Genomic DNA, 20,365 nt, shown 5'->3' with positions numbered 1-20,365 from the left:
CGTAACCAAAGCGGGACCGCCGCCGACTCAGTAACCGGTACAGCGGATCACCCTTGATCCGCTACCGTCCTCACCCAGACTTCACACGCGCCTCGGGGGCGATCTTGACGCACAACACCGGCTTGGCCGAGCGGATCGGCTGGGTGCAGCGGCGCGCCCAGGACCTCGTCCGCAATGTCGAGCACTTCATCCACGGCAAGTCCGGCGTGGTGTGGAACGCCGTGGTCGCCATGCTGGCCGAGGGGCACATCCTGATCGAGGACGTGCCAGGCGTGGCGAAGACGTCGCTGGCCAAGGCGCTGGCCCAATCGGTGGGCGGCTCCATGCGCCGGGTGCAGTTCACCCCGGACCTGCTGCCGTCGGACGTGATCGGCGTGCAGATCTTCGACACCGGCAAGCAGGAGTTCACCTTCCGCGAAGGTCCGGTGTTCGCCAACATCGTGCTCGGCGACGAGATCAACCGGGCCTCGCCGAAGACGCAGTCGGCGCTGCTGGAGGCGATGGCCGAGCGGCAGGTCACCGTGGACGGCACGACCTACGCGCTGCCGCGGCCGAACCTGGTGATCGCCACCCAGAACCCGGTCGACCAGCAGGGCACCTACTCGCTGCCCGAGGCGCAACTGGACCGGTTCATGATGCGCCTGGCCATCGGCTACCCGAGCCCAGAGCAGGAGGTCCGGGTCATCGGCGACTCGATCGCGCGCAGGCTGCCCGAGCAGTTGCAGCCGGTGACCACGATCGAGGAGATGCAGCAGATGATCGAGGCGGTGCGCGAGGTGTATGTCGCCCCGGCGTTGCAGGCGTTCATCGTGAGCATCACCAGCGCCACCCGCACGATCGCGCAGCTCAAGCTGGGCGCGAGCCCGCGGGCGAGCAACGCGCTGGCCAACGCCGCGCAGGCGCGGGCCGCGGTGGAGGGGCGGCCGTTCGTGACCGCGGACGACATCAAGTCCATCGCCCGCCCGGTCCTGTGCCACCGGCTGCTGCTGACCCCGGAGGCGGCCGTGCAGAACTTCAGCGCGGCGTCCATTGTGGACAACATCCTCGCCGCGGTGCCCGTGCCGCAGGCCCCGGTGGGCGTGTGAGCCCGCCATGCCGACGAAGTCCGGGATCGCGGTCGCGGTCAGCGCGGTCGCGCTGCTGGCGCTGGGCTGGCTGAGCGACTACCCGGAGCTGGTCGCGTTCGGCTTCGCCGCGCTGGCCGCGCTGCTGATGGCCGGGTTCTGGATGCTGCTGCGCCCGGACCTGTCCGCGGTGCGGGAGATCAAGCCGGACCGGGTGACCGAGGGCGAAGAGGCGTTCGGCGTGGTCACGCTGACCAACGAGGGCCGCAGGCGCAGCCCGCCGATCATGGCCGCGGAGGCGATCACCGGCAGGCCGGTCCAGGTCCCGGTGCCGAGCCTGGGCGCGGGCAAGTCCTACACCGCGCACTACCGCCTGCCGACGCGGCGGCGCGGGATCTACCAGGTGGGCCCGCTGACGATCGGGCACAGTGACCCGCTGCGGCTGCTCGCCGTCGGCCGCACGTATTCGACGTACTCCACGTTGTACGTCCACCCGCGCACCATGGCCGTCGAGCCCGTCCCGACCGGGCAGACCCGGGACATGGACGGCCCGACCTCCAGCTACGCCCCGCAGGGCGGCGTGGCGTTCCACAGCCTGCGCGAGTACGAGTTCGGCGACGACTGGCGGCTGATCCACTGGAAGTCCAGCGCCCGCACCGGCGAGCTGATGGTGCGGCACAACGTGGTCCCGAACGAGCCGAGGATGATGGTGGTGCTCGACACCAGCGCCGCGGCCTACACCGAGCGGTCCTTCGAGCACGCGGTGAGCGCGGCGGCGTCGCTGGCGATCGCGGCGATCCGCGGCGGCTTCCCGTTGGAGCTGCGCACCACCGCGGGCGCGGCGATGGTCTCCGAACGCGGCGGCGAGGGCGCGGTGGCGGCGCTGGACCTGCTCGCCTCGGCCGAGCCGTCCTCGGACGACCGGGGCCTGGCGGCGCTGCCCGCGATGGTGTCCACTGACGACCGCGTCGCGCTCGGCGTGGTCACCGGGCAGCCCGATGTGGCGCTGCTCGGCGTCCTTCCCGCCGTGCGGCGGCATTTCCTGATGGTGAGCATGGTCCAGTTCATCGACCAGTACAACGCCCCGCCCGCGTCGCTGCACGGGGTGGTGTCGCTGACCGCGCGCACCCTGGACGAGTTCGCGGGCGCCTGGAACTCGCTGGTGCGCACATGACGCCCGGCTCCGGCGGCGGGCCGGTTCCCGCGAGAGGCAACGGCTCGGTCCCCCCGGGACCGGCGCCGCAGGGGCAGTTCACCGCTTCGCCCCCGTCTTCGCCCGAAGGCCGGTTCCCCGCCGCGCCACCGTCCCCGGGCCAGTTCTCCGGGCCGCAAGGCGGTTTCCCCACGCCACCGGCCCAGGGCTCTCCATCGCCTGCGGGCGGGTTCCCCGCGCCGTCTGCCCAGGGCCAGTTCTCCGGCCCGCCATCGCAAGGCGGATTCGCCGCGCCGCCAACGCGAGGACAGTTCCCCGGGCCGCCGTCGCCGCCGGGCGGGTTCGCCGCGCCGACCCCAGGTCAGTTCTCCGGACAGCCGTCGCCGCCGGGTGGATTCGCCGCGCCGCCAACCCAAGGAGGCTTTTCCGGGCCGACGCCGGGCGGGTTCGGTGCTCCGGGGCGGTTTTCCGGGCCGCCGTCGGCTAGTCCGGCGACCGCGCCATGGCCCGGTGCGCAGCCGAGCGGGACGCCCGGCGCGCCGCAGGGACCACCGGCCTACCAGCAGCACCAGAACGTTCAGCAGCCCTACCGGCGCCAGCCGACGCCGCAGCGTCCGGCCCAGCCGCCGCAGGCGTCGCCGCGTGAGCGGCCGGAACGCAACGGGCCCAACGGGTTCGCCGCCTCGGCGCAGGTTCTGCTGATCGCGGTCACCGCGGCGACGGCGAGCTTGGCGTATCTGCGGTACTACAGCGGGCCCGGCTTCCTCATCGCGACCGGGGCCGCCGCCGGACTGGCCGCGGTGACGGCCGCGGTCGCCGCGCTGCGCCGGTGGGGCGCGCTCGCCACCACGGGACTGTCGCTGGTCGGGTTCCTGCTCGTCTCGGTGTTCGTGGTGTTCCGCGAGACGCTGAGCCGGGGCGTGCCGTCGCTGGACACCATCACCGGCCTGGGCGCGGGCCTGTCCAGCGGCTGGTCCCGGATGCTCAGCGTCACCGTGCCCGCCGACCCGACCGGCGAGTTGGTGATCACCCCGGCGCTGGTCACCTGGGTCGCGACCGCCGTGGCGGTCGGCCTGGCCATGCGGACCCGGGTCGCGCTCGCCCCGGCGCTGCCGCTGCTGCTCGCCTACGCCGTTGGCGTGGCCATGACGGCGAGCCGCCCGGTGCCAGGGCTGCTGCTGGTCGGGGTCGTGCTCGGCGAACTGGCGCTGCTCGTGCTGGCCCGGGCCAGCGCCGCCGACCCGCGCACACCGAAGATCATCGCCCGCAGCGCGGTCAGCAGGCTGCTGTTCGGCCTGCCCATCGTCGTGGTCGCCACGGCGGTGGGGCTCGCGGCCACGCACTTCGTCCCGGTGGCGACCGGGACCGACCGGTTCGACCCGCGCGCGCTGGTGCCGCTGCGACTCGACGTGTCCGACAGCATCTCGCCGCTGGCGACGCTCAAGAGCCAGCTCCGAGAGCCGGACCAGGAGCTGTTCACCCTGCGCGTGCAGGGCGACCCGAAGGCGATCGACCGGGTGCGGACCTCGGCCCTGGACGCCTACGACGGCGCCATCTGGTCATCGACCGACAAGTTCCTCCTCGCGGGCGGCACGCTGCCCGCCGACGAGTCGCTGGTCGCGCCGCGCCGGGTGACGGCGACGGTGGAGATCGACGGGCTCACCGGCCCGTACCTGCCCGCGTTCGGCGCCCCGGTGCGGGTTTCCGCGCCCCGCTTCGGGTTCAGCGCCGAATCCGGGGTGGTCGTGACCGACGTCCCGGACCTGACCGGCCTGCGCTACGACGTGGTGGCCGATCTCGGCTCCCCCGACGGGCTGGACAAGGCCGTGCCGGTGGTGGCCGACGCGCAGGACACCGCGCTGCCGCCGGGGCTGCCCGCCGAGGTGCAGCTCAAGGGCGTGCAGCTCGCGGGCGCGGTCGACCAGCCGTACGCGAAGTTGTTGGCGATTCAGGATTTCCTGCGCACCATGCCGTACAACTTGGACGCGCGGCCGGGGCACTCCTACGACGCGCTGCGCAGGCTGTTCGGCGCGAACCAGGCCGACCAGGTCGGCTACGCCGAGCAGTTCGCCGCCGCCTTCGCCGTTCTCGCGCGCTCCCAGGGGTTCCCGACGCGGGTCGTGGTGGGCTACCGGCTGCTGCCCGAGCGGCTGGAGGGCGACACATACAAGGTCACCTCCGGGGACGCGCACGCCTGGCCCGAGGTCCTGCTCGGCGGCCACGGCTGGGTCGCGTTCGAGCCGACCGACCCGCAGCGCAGGCCCGGGGTGGTGCAGGAGCGGCCCAAGACCGACACCGCGCCCGAGGAGGACATCCCCGACGAGCAGCAGACCGCGTCGCAGGCGACCGAGGACCCGAACCTGCCCCGGCTGGACGCGGGCGCGCCCGGGGTCCTCGACTGGGCGCTGTGGGTGCTGATCGGGCTGGGCGTGCTGCTGGTGTCGGCCGTCGTCGGCGTGCGGGTGGCGAAGGTTCTGCGGACTCGGCGCAGGCGCACCGGCAGCCGGGCCGCCCGGGTGATCGGCGCGTGGAACGACACGCTGGACCGGCTGATCGAGTGCGGTCTGCGGGTGTCCGCGGCGTGGACGGCCGCCGAGACCGCTGAGCAGGCCAGGGCCCGATTGGGCGAGGGCGCCGGGTCGCTGGCGCTGCTGGCCCCGCTGGCGACGGCGGCGGCGTACGACCCGAACGAGCCGGAGGAAAGCACCGTCGCGCAGGCGTGGAGCCTCAACGCCCGCGTCCGGCGCGAGTTGCGGGGCACGCGGGGAACCTTCCAGCGCGTCCTGGCCTGGTTCGATCCGAGCCCGCTCTACGCCGCCCGCCGCGACGGCAGGCGTCGGCGGCGGGCGCTCGACCACCTGACGAGGGGCTGACCCATGCGCACTGGCCCGCCGACCCGAAGATCCCGCCGTGCCGCGCTCGCGCTCGCCATCGGCGCGGGCGCCGTCCTGGGCGTGCTGCTGTTCGTCGGCGCGGGCAACGGCCACCCCGCCCAGGATGTGCGGCTGCTGCCCGGCGCGGCCTGGCTCGCCTCGGCCCAGGTCGGCCAGGTGACGCTGCTCGACGGCTCGTCGGCCGAGGTCGCCGCGCAGGTCCGGGTCGCGCGGGCGGGCGACCCGATCGACGTGGTGCAGCAGGGCTCCACCGCGTTCTCGGTCAACCGGGACAGCGGTGTCGTGACCCGGATCGACGGCGCCACGTTCACCCTGTCCGCGCCCGTGTCCCCGATCCCGGACGCGCGCGCGGGGCTGCGGGCGTTCGCCGGGACCGACGCCCTCTACGCGCTCGACACCGACCGGGGCGTGCTCGCCGCGATGGACGCCTCGTCGCTGGCCCCGCTCGGGCAGCCGCTGCCGCTGTCGGCGCGGCTGGCCGACGGCGGGGCCACTTTGGACGGTTCCGGCACGCTGTGGGTGGTCGACGACAGCACCGGCGACGTGAGCCGGATCGCGGGCGGGCAGCGCACCACCGTCCGGCAGGCCAGCCAGGCCGGGCGCGGCAAGCTGACCCTGGTCGGCGACACCGTGGTGCTGGTCGACACCGGGGCGCGCACCGCGACCCCGCTCGACCGGGAGACCGGCGAGCCCGGCACCGCTCTCGCCCTCGACCTGCGGCCCGACGACGAGGTGGCGATCAGCGGCTCACCGCACGGCGACCGCCTGTACCTGGTCACCGCGCGCGGCGTGCTGACCGTCTGCGAGATGTCGGGCGCGGGCGACTGCGCCACCGCGGTCCCGCTGAGCTCGGCCGAGGCCGACCTCGGCGCGGCCGTGGAGATCGGCCACCACGTGCTGGTGCCGGACTACACGACCGGCCGGGTCTGGATCGTGGACCTGACCGACAACCGGGTGCTGCCCTCGCAGCCGGTGCTGACCCCGCCCGGCCAGTTCCAGCTCATCACCCGCGACGGCGTGGTCTTCTACAACGACCCCGACTCCGAGCGCGCGGGCGTGCTCCGCCTCGACGGCAGCGTCCGCCCGGCCGCCAAGTACGACCCGGCCGACCCGGACAAGGGCCTGGACACCCCGCCAGTGCCCAGCGCGCCACAGCAGCCGCCCGCGACACAGCCGCCCACGCAGACTTCCGCGCCCACCCAGTCTTCCGCGCCGACGCGGCCGACCGGGGCCGCGCCGACCAGCCAGCGGCCGTCGACCCCGACGCGGACCGGGCCCGCCGCGCCGCCGCCCATGAACCCGCCGCCAGTCACCACCGCGCCCTCCACCTCGGCGCCGACCCCTTCGGCCACGACGACGACCACCCCGCCGCCCGCCGAGCCGGTCCTGCGGATCACGCTGTCCACGGCGACCCCGGTCGTCAACGAGGACGCGACGCTGCGGGTGGACACCGCCTCCGGCGAGGTGCCCGCGAGCGCGCGCTGGGACTTCGGCGACGGCTCGACGGCGGACGCGGTGAGCGTGACGCACCGCTGGGCGGCCGTGCGGACCTACCAGGTCGGCGTCGTGGCGACGATGGCGGACGGGCGGCAGGCGACGACCTCGGTGAGCGTGCGGGTGACCGACCCGCCATCGGTGACCGTCCCGGATGTCGTGGGGCAGACCGAGAACACCGCGTCCCGGGCGATCTCGGACGCGAACCTGCTGCCCGACTTCACCCGGGTCGCGAGCAACACCGTTCCCGCCGGGCAGGTCATCAGCCAGTCCCCCGCGGGCGGCACGAGCGTCGCGCCCCGCACGACGGTCGCGGTGACCGTCTCGACCGGGCCGCGCGCGCCGTTCGACTTCATCGCGGCGGCCCCCGGTGTCCAGTGGACCACCGGGTCGGGCGACGCCGCGCCGTTCGGCGCGCGCGGCGATTCCCGCGGTTACGCCTACAGCGGTAACCGCAACTGGAACATGGAGGACAAGCAGCGGTACTACTACCTGGAGACGCACCCGGAGTGGGTCGACTCCGGGTTCATCCAGGGCACCTTCACGCTGCCCGCCCCGGTGATCGCGGGCGACCACTTCCGCAGCCGGATCGGCCTGCTGGAACCGCAGCCACCGCCGTCCAACGGGGACGTCGTGTTCGTGGTCAGCGTCGTGATGCCCGGCGGCGGGGTGATCGAGGTCCACCGCGAGCGCAACATCGGGCCGGACGGCATCTTGGGCTCGATCGACGTCGACCTGACCCCGTACGTCGGGGCCACCGGCGTGCGGCTGCGGGCGGAGGCGGGGGCCACGGCCACGCAGGACTGGGCTTGTTGGATCGATCCGACCCTGGGGAGATGACGGGGATGAGACGCCGCCACTGGCAGGCCGGGTCGCTCGCCTTCGGCGCGGCGGCGGCGGTCGGCGCGATGCTGTGGGGGGCGACCAACGCCCATCCCACCGACGAGGTGCGCCTGCTGTCCGGGTCGGCGTGGCTGGCCTCGGCGCAGATCGGCCAGGTCACCCTGCTCGACGGGTCGTCGGCGGAGGTCGCCGCCCAGGTCCGGATCGCCGCGCCGGGGGACGCGGTGGACGTGGTGCAGCACGGCACCACCGCCTACGCGGTGAACCGCAGCACCGGCACGATCCGCCGCGTCGACGGCGCCACCTTCGAGGCGTCGGAGCCCGCCGCGCCGATCCTGGACGCGCGCGCCGGGCTGACCGCGTTCGCGGGCGAGGACGTCGTGCACGCCCTCGACACCGAGCGCGGTGTGCTGGCCTCGGCGGACGGTCGGACGCTCGCCGCCCAGGGTCCGCCGCTGTCGCTGGCCGCGCGACTGGAAGCCGGTGGGGCCACTGTGGACAGTGCGGGACGGCTGTGGGTCGTGGACAGCGCCACCGGCGACCTGACCTGGGTCACCGACGGCAAGCGCGAGACCCGGCGCGGCGCGAGCCAGCCCGGCCTCGGCCTGCTGACCCTGGCCGACGACCAGCCGGTGCTGGTCGACACCGGCAGCCGCACGGTCGTCCCGCTCGACCCCGACTCGGGCGCCGCGCTCGCCTCGGTCGCCATCGACTTGCGGCCGGAGGACGCCGTCGCGGTCAGCGCGTCCCCGCACGAGGCGCGGCTGTACGCGGTCTCCTCGCGCGGTGTGCTGATCGTGTGCGACCTGGGCGCGGCCAACTGCGACCGGGTGGTGCCGCTGGGCGCGCAGGGCGAGCTCGGCTCTCCGGTCGAGGTCGGCGACCACGTGCTGGTGCCGGACTTCCGCACCGGGCAGGTCTGGATCGTGGACCTGGCGGGCGGCCAGGTGCGCGCGTCGCAGCCGGTCATGTCCCCGCCCGCGCACTTCCAGCTGCTCGCCCGCGACGGCGTGGTCTTCTACAACGACCCCGACTCCGAGCGCGCGGGCGTGCTCCGCCTCGACGGCAGCGTCCGCCCGGCCGCCAAATACGACCCGGCCGACCCGGACAAGGGCCTGCGCACCTCAGCCCAGCCGACCAGCGCGACCAACCCGAACACCCCACCGCCGTCAACGCCTGCTTCGTCGTCGGCTCCCCCGCCGTCAACCACCCGCACATCAGCCCCACCGAACACACAGAACCCGCCCACCAGCGGTCAGCGGCCGCCGCCGTCGCGGCCCAGCACCCCCGCGACGACGAACCCGCAGCCACCCCCGCCAAGCACGCCCGGGAACACCACGGCTCCGGGAACCCCGCCGCCCTCTTCGTCACCGCCCTCTTCGTCACCGCCGCCGTCGTCGCAACCCCCGCCGCCGGAGAAGCCCGTGCTGCGGGTGACGCTGTCGAAGGCGACGGCCGAGGTCGGCGAGCCCGTCACTCTGCGGGTCGCCACGATCAAGGGGGAAACACCGGCCGAGGCGCGCTGGGACTTCGGCGACACCACGACCGGCGACGGCGCCACCGTCACGCACTCGTGGTCGGCCGCCAAGACGTATCAGGTGTCGGTGCAAGCCACGATGGACGATGGCCAGACCGCGACGACCGCGGTGAGCGTGGAGATCACGAATGCGCCCACCGTCCGGTTGGCGATCAGGATCACCGGCGCGGGCGCGGTCTCCTCGGCCGGGATCGCCTGCCCGCCGCAGTGCGACGTCGACGTCCGACGCGGCGCCACCCTCACCCTCACCGCCACCCCGGCGGGCGGCTTCGCGGTGTGGGGCGGCGCGTGCGGAGGTTTCGGCGCGCCGTGCGGGCTGACCGTGAGCGCCGACACCACCGTCACGGTCCGGTTCGGCCAGGCCGCGCCCGAGGACTGCAACGGCCACGACCCGAACCGACTGACCATCCAGGAGAACGGGCCGTCGAGCTTCGTGCTCATCGACAGCGGCAACCACTCGATGCTGTCCTTCAGCACACGCGCCGACGCCGAGGCAGGACTGGCGGTCGCGAGCCGCTACACCTTCCAGTGCTTCATCTCCCGCCCGGGCACCGCGCGGACAGTCACGAACTACTGGCAGGGCGGGATCGGCGATCCCGGCCCGGTGCCGTTGGAGCGCTGTGTCGCCTACGATCGCGCGACGCTGACCGTCGCCGAGATCCCCGGTGGGTTCTCGGTGCGGGCAAGCGGTCACGTGCTCTTGGAGACCGCTACCGAGGCCAACGCCTTCCGCGGTGCCTGGCTCGCCAATCGGTTCACCCGGCAGTGTTTCGTCGGCGCGGGCGACGAACTTGAGTTCTGGCGCTAGGAGGAAGTTCTTTGGCGACCCTGGTGCAAGTGACCGTCACCCCACCCCAGCTGATGCTGGGGCCGGGTGAGACGGGCGAGGTCGAGGTGTCGATCCAGAACGCCAGTCCGGTCGTGGAGCATTTCGCCGCGACGGTGGTCGGGCTGCCCAGGGACGACCTCTACCAGTGCGAGCCCGCCGTGGTGAAGCTGCGGCCCAAGGAGATCGGCGTCGTCCGGCTGCGTATCACCGTGCCGGAGCGCGGAATGCTTGTCGCCGGGCTCTACACGCTCGGGGTGCTTGTGCGGTCGCCGTACCAGCGGGACGTGTCGCGGTGCGAGGAGTTGCCGCTGGCGGTGCGGGCGGCGCCGGTGCTGGGCATGGGCGTGCAGCCGGAGGTGGTGACCGGCGGCGCGTCGGGGCTGTACTCGGTGACGCTCACCAACGAGGGCAACACGCCGATGGCGGTGACCCTCGCGGGCGGCGACCCGGAGAACCGGGTGGGGTTCGAGTTCGAGCCCGCGCAGCTCCTGCTGGAACCGGGCACGGCGGCCGGGGTGCGGGCGCGGGTGCGGGCGAACGCGCCGTTCAGCGGGCAGGAGGCGCGGCGGGCGATCACCCTGCGCGCGCACGCGGGCGAGGTCACCGTGGAGCGGCAGGCGACGTTCCTGCAACGCCCCAGGGTGGCGGCCGGGCTGCTCAAGGTCGGCGGGATGGTGGCGGGGGTAGCGGTCCTCGCGGGCGCGGCGGTCGTGGGCGCGCTGCTGCTCAAGACCGATCCCCCGCCGCAGCCGTTGGGCGCGACGCAGTCCAGCGCCGCGCCCGCGCCGACCACGCCGCCGCCGTCGTCGTCCACGGCCGCGCCGCTGACCGGTTCGTCCATTGTGGACTTCAGTAGGCTGCCCGACAACCAGCCGGTCGGCGACCGCGTCATCGAGGGCGACCTGTACGCGGCCAAGGGCGTCCAACTGTCCACAGTGGTCGAGAAGGCGCCGCCGAACTGCAAGGACGCGACCGTCCCGGCGCTGCGCACGACCGGTGTCTTCGGCGGTTTCCTCACCAGCGCGCGGCCCGCGGGCGCGGACAAGTGCAACACCATGCCGGTGCGGATGGAGTTCGCCGCGCCGGTGCGGCAGCTCAACCTCAGCGTGATCGGCACCGGCGGCGAGTACGTCCTCAGCGTTCTCCTGGCTGACGGCAAGGTCGAGGAACAGCGGCACACCCCGGCGCCGAACGCCGTCACGCAACTGCCTTACGAGGCCCCGGCGGGCGCGCCGGTCAAGTCGATCACCTTCGGGCCAGCCGATCCGACGCAGAAGGTGTTCACCGTGATCAAGTCCGTCGCGCTGATCCCGGCCTGAGCCCGTGCGCCGCCGCATCCGCCGCTCCCCCACGCCGGACGGCGCCGTGCTCGGCGCGCAGGAGTCGACCGACACCGCGCCAGCGCTGTCCGCCGCGGGAAACCAGGCCATCGCGCGACTGCTGCGCGGCGGCGCCGGGGGCAGCCCGATCCCAGGCGCGGCGCTGGCACGGCTGGAGGCGGGCCTGGGCGTCCCGCTGACCTCGGTCCGCCTGCACACCGACGCCGCGGCCGCATCGATGTCGGCGGACCTGGGCGCACGAGCGTTCACCGTCGGCTCGGACATCTACTTCGGCGCGGGCCAGTACGACCCGGACTCCCCGACCGGGTTCCACCTGCTGGCCCACGAGGTCGCGCACACACTGCAGAACCCGGCCGCACCCGCGCCGGACCTGGTCGTCGGCGCGATCGACTCACCCGCCGAGCGCGAAGCGGACCGGGTGGCGGACTTGCTGTCGGCCGACCAAGCAACGACGGTCGGGCAGGCGCGATCCGGCGCGGTTCACCGGGTTCCGCTGCCGGGCTACGAGGACACCGAGCGCGCGGCGGCGGCCGCTTCACCCGGCGCGGCGGTCCGCTACCCGCCGGGTCCGCTGCCGCCCAGCCTGGTCGTGCTCGCCGGGTTCGGCGTCGGCTCGGCCGAACTCAAGCCCGCCCACCGCGATCTGCTCACCCACCTGCTGCGCGGCGAGGCGCTGGGCGCGCGGGCGCGGGTAGTCACAGTGCTCGGCTACACCGACGCCGTTGGCGACGCGGACGCCAACCAGGCGCTGCGCGCCCACCGGGCCGACGCGGTCCGGGTCTTCCTGGTCGCGGCCGGGATGCCCGAGCAGGCGACGGCCCCGGCCGCGCCCGCCGAGGGCGCGCGTTTCCTCACGGGCAACGACTCCGCCACCGACCGGGCGGCCAACCGGGCGGTGGTACTGACCCTGGAGCCGCTGCCCGCGGCCGATGGCGGCGCCGCCGTGGCGGTGCCGCCGACCCCCGCCGGGCCGGAACCCCGGGACATCACCCTGACCATCAGCGTCGAGACCGAGGGCATCGGGCACACCTGGATCGAGATCGACTACCCGGACGGCTCCCATGACTCCTACGGCTTCTGGCCCGCGGGGTCGAACGCGCCGATCAGCAGTTCCGGGGCCGGACCGGGCGCCTACGGCAGTTCCGGGGTCGAGGGCGCGCTGATCAGCGGCGGATCGGTGGCGGGCCACCTGATGCACCCGGACACCGCGCACCGCGCCGAACAGCGGCACTCGACCATGGTGACCCGCACGGAACTCGCCGCCGCCCTGGCCTACGCCGCGGCGCACGCGCGGGACCGGTACAACCTCTACACCTACAACTGCACCACGTTCGCCCGCGCCATGTACGCCGCCGCGACCGGGTCAACGGCGCCGTTCGCGGGCGTCGTGGTCGAGGACCCGGCCGACCTCGCCCGCTCGATCGTCTACAACAGACAGTCCCAACAGGAGTTTCCGCCGACCCTGCGGTGACCGGACGCGATCAGAGCAACGTGGCGAGCAGCCAGACCGCGCCAACCGCGACCGCGGTAAGCAGGACCACCACGAGCCACCACCACGACCGCCGGGGCCGGACCGCCACCACGGGCGGCGGCGCGGGTGGGGCGACCCGGGCCGGGAAAGCCGCGCCGGGCCAGAGTTCCTGGGCGCAGGACTCGCAGCGCTTGCGGTGCGGTGGGTTGGCGCGGCCGCACGAGACGCAGTGTGGGCCGTGGACTCGCATGACCGGCGGTGGCGGGCCGATGGGGCCGGACGGGAAGCGGGGCGGGCCGCCCGCGGGCATGGCCCGCGCCGGGGGCGTCGGGTCCGCCATGGGCTTGCGGACGATCTTGCGGGCCGAGTCGTCCGCGGGGGGTGGGCGGTCGAGCAGCAGAGGGTAGCCGCAGTGCGGGCACAGCGGCATTCCGGCGCGCGGGACCGGTCTTCCGCATTCGGGGCAGGTCATCGGCGGTCACCGTCCTGTTCGGACCGGACGCGGAGGTCGACGCGGACGCCGACCGGGAGTTCGTCGGCCAGGAACGCCAACACCTGCTCCCGGGTCAGCAGGCCGGTGTGGTCCAGCTCGACCACCACGACGTCCGAGGCCCGGGGCGCGGCCTCCCCCGGCCCGAACACGCCGCCGGAGTCGAAGACGTCGACCCGGCTGTCGGTCAGGGCCTCCAGCAGGGTCTCCACGCCGCGCCGGGTGCCGCGCCACACCAGCGCCTGGCCCACCGACTTGATCATGCGGCGCTGGGCGGCGCGGGTGTTCGGGTCGTCGGAGGAGATCCGGGAGACGTCGACGTCGAGGCCGACCCAGGACGCCAGGTAGCTCAGCATCTCCGGGGAGGCCAGGTTGACGTCGAGCTCGTGCTCGATGTCATCGATCTGGTCGCGCACCGAGTCGGCGATCTCCTCGAACGCCCGCACGAACCCGGCCACCACCTCGTCCCGGCCGAGTTCGGCCGGGAGCTGGGCGAGCAGCCAGCCGCCGTCGCGCGCCGGGTCGCCGGTCACTGCCGCACCACCACCCGGTGCGCCACGGACATGAACAGCTCGTCCGGGTTGAGCGAGACCCGTTGCCGCGACACGGGTTCCGGCTCGCGCTGCCCGACGAGGTCGGCGAGGAACAGGTGCACCGTCTCGGCCCGCTCGATCCCGGCGACGCCGCGCAGCACCGAGAAGACGTCGCCGATCGACAGGTCGAACCCGAACGGCCAGCCCTGGCCGTCCGGGCCGCCGGTCACCGGGTTCAGAAACCGGTACAGCGCGGACTCCGCGTCCGCCCGGACCGTCTCCGGCCGGACGGTCGGCGCGGCGTGGACCTCCGCGACGACGGTGATCCCTTGGTACGACGGCACATCGATGCGCGCCTGCGCGGTCAGCAGCCGCCGGTCGTCGAGGTACACCTTGATCTGGTCGACCAGATTCTGCTTCAATACCAGGTCCGACAGCCGCAGCGCCTCCGGGGCGGTGTCGACCCGGGGCACCACCAGCACCCGCACCGGCTCGCCCGCGGCGGTCGGCGGCACGCACCGCGCCCGCGCCACCCCGGGCGCCGCGGCCAGGGTCAGCCGCTCGAAGTCCTTCGCGGTGACCGCGCGGTGGCCGCCGCGCAAGTACAGCGGGCCGCGGATCTTCGCGTTGTGCACCGACTCCGCGTCCACACCCCCGGTCGCGGGCTCCAGGTTGCGCACCGAGTCGACCGACTGAATGGCGCTGAGCAGCACGGTCAGCTTGCCCGCGCCGACGTTGCCTCGGATGCCACCGCCGTAGCGGTAGCCGGTGACCCAAATCTGGGCCTCTTCCTCGGGAACGGCGCCGTAGTCGCGGGCGCGGCCGTCGCGGCCGATCACCCGGGGACCGAAGCGGATCTCGCCGGTCGCGCCGGACCAGGTGAACACCCGGTCGTCCGGCTCGGCGTCGGTGAAGTCGGCGACCTCGGTCCAGACCTCGGGCGCGGGGTCCTGGCCCGGGTCGCGGCGCGTGCGCACGACCTCGATCGTCTCGCCGCGGCGGCGCGGCAAGACCGGCGCGCGCTTGCACACGAACACCTGCCCGGCCCGGCCGGTGCTCACGCCGAGCAGTTCGCGCGGGGCGGGCTCGGCGTGGTGGGCGGGCACCGCGCCGCCGAGACCGGCCACCGCGACCCGCGCGACCATCGGAGACGTGTCGTAGGTGCGGCCGTCGTCCGGCTCGACCAGCACGCACCGCACCCAGTGCGCGCGGATCGCGCCGATGGCCAACTGCTCGTGCCTGCCGACGAGCAGGATCGTGACCTCGCCGGAGGTGTTGAAGCCGTCGCTGGTGTCGGACAGGATCGTCGCGTCCCGCCAGCCGCGCCCGTCCCAACTCTGCCAGCGCCGCGGCGGGTTGCGCGGGTCGATGCCGCGGCCAGCCGCGCCAGCCACCGCGATGTCGAGCCGGATCAGGTTGCCCGCCATGCCGGTGTCGAAGCCGAGGTAGAGCGCGTCGCCGGGAACCAGCGCCGGGAACACCGGGATCTGGGCCGCGTCGAGGCCGAGTTCGTCGGTGTGGTCGGTGAACCGCCCGCCGGTGCTCGACTGGCACGCGGTCAGCGTCGGGTTGACCAACAGCAGGTCGCGGTCGGTCATGAAGACGATCTGGTCCTCGTCGCGGGCGCGGACCGTGCCGACCTGGGTGCCCGCGGGCACCCGGATCGGCTGCTCGGGCGGGGCGGCGAGGGTGAACAGCAGGTCGGTGCGCGCGGGCGAGGCCGAGGCGAGTTCGATGCCGACCAGTTCGAGGAACTTCACATACAGCCGGTCGGGCACCTGGTTGAGCCGGTAGAGGATCATCTCGGTCATCCAGGCGAACAGCTCGATCAGCGCGACGCCGGGGTCGGAGACGTTGTGGTCCGTCCACTCTGGACAGTACGTGGTGATCCGACGTTTGGCCTCGTCCACGATGTCTTGGAAGCGGCGGTCGTCGAGATTAGGCGCAGGCAGGCTCATCGGGCCACCTCACCTGTTCGGTGGCCTCGCGTGCCTGCGCACTGTGTCAATGATTCGCTCGCAAGCTCGCTCATGGAGCAGGTTCCTCCCGCGGGATGACGTAGAACGGGTGCACCAGGTTGCGGTGGTCGTTGGTCGCCTTCACCCGGTAGGCGATGTCGATGTGGACGACCGAGTCGTCTTGGCCTGGCCGGGCGGAGACATTCACCAGTTCCACGCGCGGCTCCCAGCGGGCCACCGCCTCGCGCACCCGCTGCTCGATGAGCCCGAGCGTGTCGGCGTTGACCGGGGCGAAGACCAGTTCCCACATGGCGCAACCGAAGTCGGGTCGCATCACCCGCTCGCCGGGCGCGGTCGCCAGGATCATCCGCAGCGCCGCGTCGATTTCCTCGCCGCCGCTGATGAGCCGCACACCGCCGCCGGGGGTGAGCCGCACCGGGAAACTCCACCCCGTGCCGATCATGTCGCCAGGCCGCGTCACCGCCCTCACCCGGCCAGCACGTCGGTCGAGCCGGACGAGATGGCCGAGGTCGGCAGGTCGACCGGGTCGTTGCAGGACTTGACCTGGTCCCCGACGCGCGCGATTCCCTTGCCGTTGACCAAAACCGTTGCCGAACCCATGAGCACCGTCCCGGAGTTCGACGGCGGCTTGGAGAACGACGCACCCGGCGGCGGCAGATGCGGCGGCAGGTTCTGCGCCACACTGTCGGTGGTGGCGACCGGCAGGCCGTTGACGAACACGTCGGCGGACAACGCCGACATGAGCTTGCCCGCGAACGGCAGCGGCACCGTGGCGGGCGCGCCGGAGGCGGTCACCACCAGGTGCATGTCAGTCCCGTTGACCGGGTCGTTCTGTCGGGCGACGGGCTGCGCCATGGCGTATCCGGCCTTCTCAGTTGAGCTTGATGGGCTTGCCGGACGCGGTGAGGCCCGCGTCCGCGGTGATATCGATCTGCTGCGCCTTGAGCACCAGCTTGCGCTCCGCGGAAATCTCGATTTCCTCCGCGCTGAGCACAAGTTTGCGCACGCCCGCCAGCGCCGACTCCGACTCGGCCAGGCGCAGCAGGCAATCCGCGTCGCCGAGCTTGAGTTCGATCGAGGTTTCCGGGTCGTCGGTGAACACCAGGCGGTGGTTCTTACGGGTCGCGAAGACCCGCTGGTTCACCTTTCCGTCCTGTGTGGACGACGACTCCGGCGGCTTGTCCTGCCGCCCCCACAATCCGCCAAGCACGATCGGCCGCGCCTTGTCGTCGTTCTCAAAGCCGACCAGCACCTCGTCACCGACCTCGGGCAGCCACTGCACGCCGCGCTCCGCGCCCGCGCCGGGGGCGGCGACCCTGGCCCAGGTGCTCTCGTCGTCGGACAGCGTCGGGAACTTGACCTTGACCCGGGCCTGGCCCTCGGGGTCGTCGTTGTTGGTCACCAGGCCGATGACCAGGCTCCCCCACGCCCGGTTCTCCCGGGCGCGGTCCGCTCCCCCGCCGCCGAGCAGGTCCACGAGGCCGTCGGCGTCCTTGCCGCCCGCGACGAACCGGGTCACATAAGGGGTGTTGGCGCCGTAGCGGTGCTCGACGCTGGTCAGCCGGTACTTGCCCGCGAGCCTGCGGCCCACCCGGTCGAGCCGGACCTCGTTGCCCGCCCCCAGCCACGGGTTGCCCGCCGCCTCGCCGCGCAGCACCACCATCCCCCCGGACGCCTTGAGCAGCAGCGCCCGCGCCTGCGCGTCGGCCTCGGCCTGGCTGGCCGCCGGGAACTGGCCCGCGGTGCGGGTGACCCGGCCGAAGCCCCGCCGCGCCGCGCTCGCCATCTCGGCCGCGGCGGGCGCGTCCGTGCCGTGGTCGGGGGTGTCGGCGCGGCCGGTGATGGCCCGCTTGTCGACCGGGTCCCACGCGGTCACCACGACCTCGTCGCACGCCTCGGCGGAAGAGAACCGCACGTCGAACTCGCGCAGGTTCTGCCCCCAGGTCAGGGTCGGCGGCTGCCCCCGCCCGCCGGGCTTGCGCTTGAAGTGGAAGGTCTGCTCGGTGATCCAGAAGTCGAACCCGATCCGGCCCGCGATCCGACGCAGGAACGCGTAATCGGTCTCGCCGTGCTGCATGGTGTGCTCGCGGACCTCGCTGGTGGCGTCGATGTCGGGCTCCAGCCCGTACTCGCCCGAGATCCGGCGGGCGATGTCGCCGTCGGTCATGTTGGTGAAGGTGCGCGTCTTCGCCCCGCGCGCCATCCGGTGGGTCAGGTCGAGCCCGGTGATCACCAGTTCGTGCCTGCCGGAAACCCCCGGCTCGACGGCGATCGCGGTGACCTCCCCGGAGGTGACCACCACCGGGTCGCCCTCGGCGCGGAACGCGATCTCCAGCCGGGTGCCGAACTTGAACCGGTCCTCGTCGAACAACTCGAAGTGCGGGTCGTCGAAGCGCACCTCGAAGGAGTCGGGCAGCTGCACGGACTCCTCGACGTGCACCAGGGTCAGCCGCCCGTACAGCTCGGTGCGCAGCGGCGAGCCGTCGACAGTGAGGATGGCGCCATCGAGGCGGCGCGGGTCGGTCACGTGACCACGTTCCCTCGGCCGCGGACCGCGGGCTCCGGGATGACCACGATGGCCCCGTCCGGCAGGTCCAGCGGGTCGAGGATGTCGTTGGCCTCCGCGATCTGCCGCCAGCGGGTCGGGTCGGCGTAGTAGCGGGCGGCGAGCCGGTCCAGGGTCTCGCCAGGGCGCACCTGGTGCACGGTGTGCAGGGCGGGCGTGGACGACGTCGGGTTCTGCAGCGGCAGCAGCTCCTCGTCCTGCCACTGCTTGAGGGAGAGATCCGCCTTGGCGCGCAACGGTTTCCCGCTGGCGGCGAAGTAGGTGAAGCGGATCTGCAGGCGCTCCAGCACGGCCTTGAACGAGGACGTGTCACCCCAGCGGAACTGCACCCACGGCGGGCGCGCGGAGTTGCTGGCGCTGTCGGACCCCGGCAGCGTCGGGTCGACCTTCATCACCTTGAGCAGCCGGTCGGTGTACTCGGTGACCGGTTTGCCGTCGCGGGTCGTGTCGAAGGTCATGCTCATCGTCAGGGTCGCGGGTTGCCCGGCCTGGAACCGCAGCTCGGGGGCGTTCTTTCCCTTGGCCTCGCCTGCGTTCCAGCTGTTCGACTTGCTGATGGTCAGCTCGGACGGGTTGAACATGCAGGTGATCGGGTTGTTCTCGTCGCCTTCGATGAGCAGCAGCGCCTTGACCGGAGCCGACATCTAGAACACCCCCGCATAGCGTCCGCCCCGGCGTTCGAGCTGGCGCAGCAGCCGCTGCTCCAGATCCCGGGTGAGCTTGTCGAGATCGATCCCGGCGGCCTGCCCGGCCCCGGCGAGCGCCGCGCCCGCCTGCCCGACGACCTGCTGGCCCGCCGCGCTCACCTGGTCGACCACAGCGCCTGGGACCGGGGGCACGCTTTGTCCCTGGACCGTGTTGCCCACCATCCCGGCGGCGCCGGATATCTGGCTGAGCACCTGGCCCGCACCGCCGGTAAGCGCGGACTGGGCGGCGGAGAACGCCGCGCCGCCGCCGGGCAGGGATTCGAGGGTGTCCGCGACCGCGGCCCGCGCGGCACTCGCCGCGGCCGCCAGCACGCCCGCGGCCCCCGCGCCGCCGACTGGGAGGCGGTCGACCGCGCTGGCCGCCGTGCTCAGCGGGCCGGTCGGGTCGTCCGGCAGCCGCCGCACGCTCGCGGCCTGCGCCGTCCGCGCGGCGTGCTCGTCGGAGTCGACCGCGCCGGTCGATGCGCGCAGCAGGAACCGCGGCCGGGTGACCGGCTGGCGGGTGTGGGTCAGCTCGTGGGCGAGCACCCCGAGCACCGACGGCCGGGTGCTGGGCGCCTCGGGCAGGTGCACCACCGTCCCGGTCGTCGCGCCGAGCGCGCCCGCCTCCGCCAGCGCGCGCCGGGTCCGCGGTCCGGTGGTGTACGAGGGGCGTTCGGCGTTGCCCGCGTAGCGGCGGACCAAGGGCGTCAGCGCGGCCGGGAACCGTTGCGGCGCCTCAAGCGGAACCGAGGCGACGGCCGCCCGCCACCGCTGCTCCGCCGTCCGCGTGGAGATAGCTTGTCCACTAAGGACAGACGCGTCCGAGCCACCAGAGACTTGGCGCTGGACCGCCCCACGCCCCACCACCCCCGCGCGAACCGGACTAGTGGCCTGTCGAGCAGCCCCAGCGATACCCGCGCTATCCCGAAGGTGGCCTTCGGACGACCCGCCCGCGAACACTCCGCGCGCCGAAACTCGACGCGCCGCCCTGCCCAGCGCCGCCCGGCTTACCGACACTCCCCCGCCCGGCAACGCACCACCAGCCGACAGCCCGCCCACCAAGCCAACGCCCACCGGCCCCCCGCCAGCGGATGCCCCACCCACCAACGATCCAGCACCCGCAGGCACCCCACCAGCGAACCCACCTGCCAACGTTCCAGCCAAGCCACCGCCCGCCGGCCCCTCGCCAGCAAACCCGCCGCCTGCCGACGTTCCAGTAGACCTACGCACCACCGGCCCAGCGGACTTCCCGCGGGCCAACGTTCCAGCCGAACCACTACCTACCGACAGCCCGCCAGCGGACGCCCCACCTGCCAACAGTCCAGCCGAACCACGTCCCACCGGCCCCCCGCCTGCGAACGCCCCGCCTGTCAACGATCCCGCCGAACCACGGCCCACCGGCCCGCCGGAAGCCGATGCCCGACGCTGCGCCATTCCAGCCGAGCCACCCGCCGCCCCACCGGCAGACGCCCGCCCCAGCATC

The 20,365-nt window shown here is 73.4% G+C and carries 15 protein-coding genes; 7 read left to right on the top strand and 8 right to left on the bottom strand.

What is annotated here, in order from left to right:
- Positions 1 to 104 precede the first annotated feature (104 nt).
- Genes ACZ6SD_RS00900 through ACZ6SD_RS00870 form a run of 7 tightly spaced genes read left to right on the top strand, consistent with a single transcriptional unit; the run spans position 105 to position 12,625 of the window.
- Positions 105 to 1,085, top strand: coding sequence for an AAA family ATPase (locus ACZ6SD_RS00900; RefSeq protein WP_465314803.1), 981 nt, complete (start codon positions 105 to 107; stop codon positions 1,083 to 1,085).
- Between the two features lie 7 nt (positions 1,086 to 1,092).
- Positions 1,093 to 2,238, top strand: a complete 1,146-nt coding sequence (locus ACZ6SD_RS00895; protein WP_465314802.1) for a DUF58 domain-containing protein — start codon at positions 1,093 to 1,095, stop codon at positions 2,236 to 2,238.
- Positions 2,235 to 5,090: a transglutaminase TgpA family protein gene (locus ACZ6SD_RS00890; protein WP_465314801.1), complete on the top strand. Its 2,856-nt coding sequence runs from the start codon at positions 2,235 to 2,237 to the stop codon at positions 5,088 to 5,090. The genes ACZ6SD_RS00895 and ACZ6SD_RS00890 overlap by 4 nt, the downstream gene beginning before the upstream one ends.
- A gap of 3 nt (positions 5,091 to 5,093) precedes the next feature.
- A complete protein-coding gene (locus tag ACZ6SD_RS00885) occupies positions 5,094 to 7,445 on the top strand; it encodes a PASTA domain-containing protein (RefSeq protein WP_465314800.1) in 2,352 nt (783 codons plus the stop codon).
- Positions 7,442 to 9,793, top strand: a complete 2,352-nt coding sequence (locus ACZ6SD_RS00880; RefSeq protein ID WP_465314799.1) for a PKD domain-containing protein — start codon at positions 7,442 to 7,444, stop codon at positions 9,791 to 9,793. Before ACZ6SD_RS00885 ends, ACZ6SD_RS00880 begins: the two co-directional genes overlap by 4 nt.
- Positions 9,794 to 9,822: 29 nt before the next feature.
- Positions 9,823 to 11,133, top strand: a complete 1,311-nt coding sequence (locus ACZ6SD_RS00875) for a COG1470 family protein (protein ID WP_465314798.1) — start codon at positions 9,823 to 9,825, stop codon at positions 11,131 to 11,133.
- A 4-nt stretch (positions 11,134 to 11,137) separates the two neighbouring features.
- Complete coding sequence (locus tag ACZ6SD_RS00870; RefSeq protein ID WP_465314797.1) at positions 11,138 to 12,625, top strand: eCIS core domain-containing protein; 1,488 nt, start codon at positions 11,138 to 11,140, stop codon at positions 12,623 to 12,625.
- Positions 12,626 to 12,635: 10 nt separating this feature from the next.
- Here the strand turns inward: ACZ6SD_RS00870 and ACZ6SD_RS00865 are convergent, their stop codons facing one another.
- From ACZ6SD_RS00865 to ACZ6SD_RS00830, 8 genes are all read right to left on the bottom strand, one after another.
- A complete protein-coding gene (locus tag ACZ6SD_RS00865) occupies positions 12,636 to 13,097 on the bottom strand; it encodes a zinc ribbon domain-containing protein (RefSeq protein ID WP_465314796.1) in 462 nt (153 codons plus the stop codon).
- Entirely contained in the window at positions 13,094 to 13,648 is a 555-nt protein-coding gene (locus ACZ6SD_RS00860) for a phage tail protein (protein ID WP_465314795.1), read from the bottom strand. Before ACZ6SD_RS00860 ends, ACZ6SD_RS00865 begins: the two co-directional genes overlap by 4 nt.
- Positions 13,645 to 15,606 (bottom strand): putative baseplate assembly protein, encoded by a 1,962-nt coding sequence (locus tag ACZ6SD_RS00855; RefSeq protein WP_465314794.1) that lies wholly within the window; start codon positions 15,604 to 15,606, stop codon positions 13,645 to 13,647. The genes ACZ6SD_RS00860 and ACZ6SD_RS00855 overlap by 4 nt, the downstream gene beginning before the upstream one ends.
- 70 nt (positions 15,607 to 15,676) lie before the next feature.
- Entirely contained in the window at positions 15,677 to 16,087 is a 411-nt protein-coding gene (locus ACZ6SD_RS00850; RefSeq protein ID WP_465314793.1) for a GPW/gp25 family protein, read from the bottom strand.
- 5 nt (positions 16,088 to 16,092) lie between these two features.
- Positions 16,093 to 16,482, bottom strand: a complete 390-nt coding sequence (locus ACZ6SD_RS00845; protein WP_465314792.1) for a PAAR domain-containing protein — start codon at positions 16,480 to 16,482, stop codon at positions 16,093 to 16,095.
- Between the two features lie 16 nt (positions 16,483 to 16,498).
- Complete coding sequence (locus tag ACZ6SD_RS00840; protein WP_465314791.1) at positions 16,499 to 18,154, bottom strand: VgrG-related protein; 1,656 nt, start codon at positions 18,152 to 18,154, stop codon at positions 16,499 to 16,501.
- Positions 18,151 to 18,837 carry a CIS tube protein gene (locus tag ACZ6SD_RS00835; RefSeq protein WP_465314790.1) on the bottom strand — a complete coding sequence of 229 codons (687 nt, stop codon included), beginning with the start codon at positions 18,835 to 18,837 and terminating at the stop codon, positions 18,151 to 18,153. Before ACZ6SD_RS00835 ends, ACZ6SD_RS00840 begins: the two co-directional genes overlap by 4 nt.
- Entirely contained in the window at positions 18,838 to 19,584 is a 747-nt protein-coding gene (locus tag ACZ6SD_RS00830) for an eCIS core domain-containing protein (protein ID WP_465314789.1), read from the bottom strand.
- Positions 19,585 to 20,365: the final 781 nt, after the last annotated feature.

The sequence above is a fragment of the Actinokineospora sp. NPDC051303 genome (genome assembly GCF_055586285.1).
The sequence above is the reverse complement of the archived record's forward strand: the minus strand, read 5'-3'. Positions and strand labels throughout refer to the sequence as shown.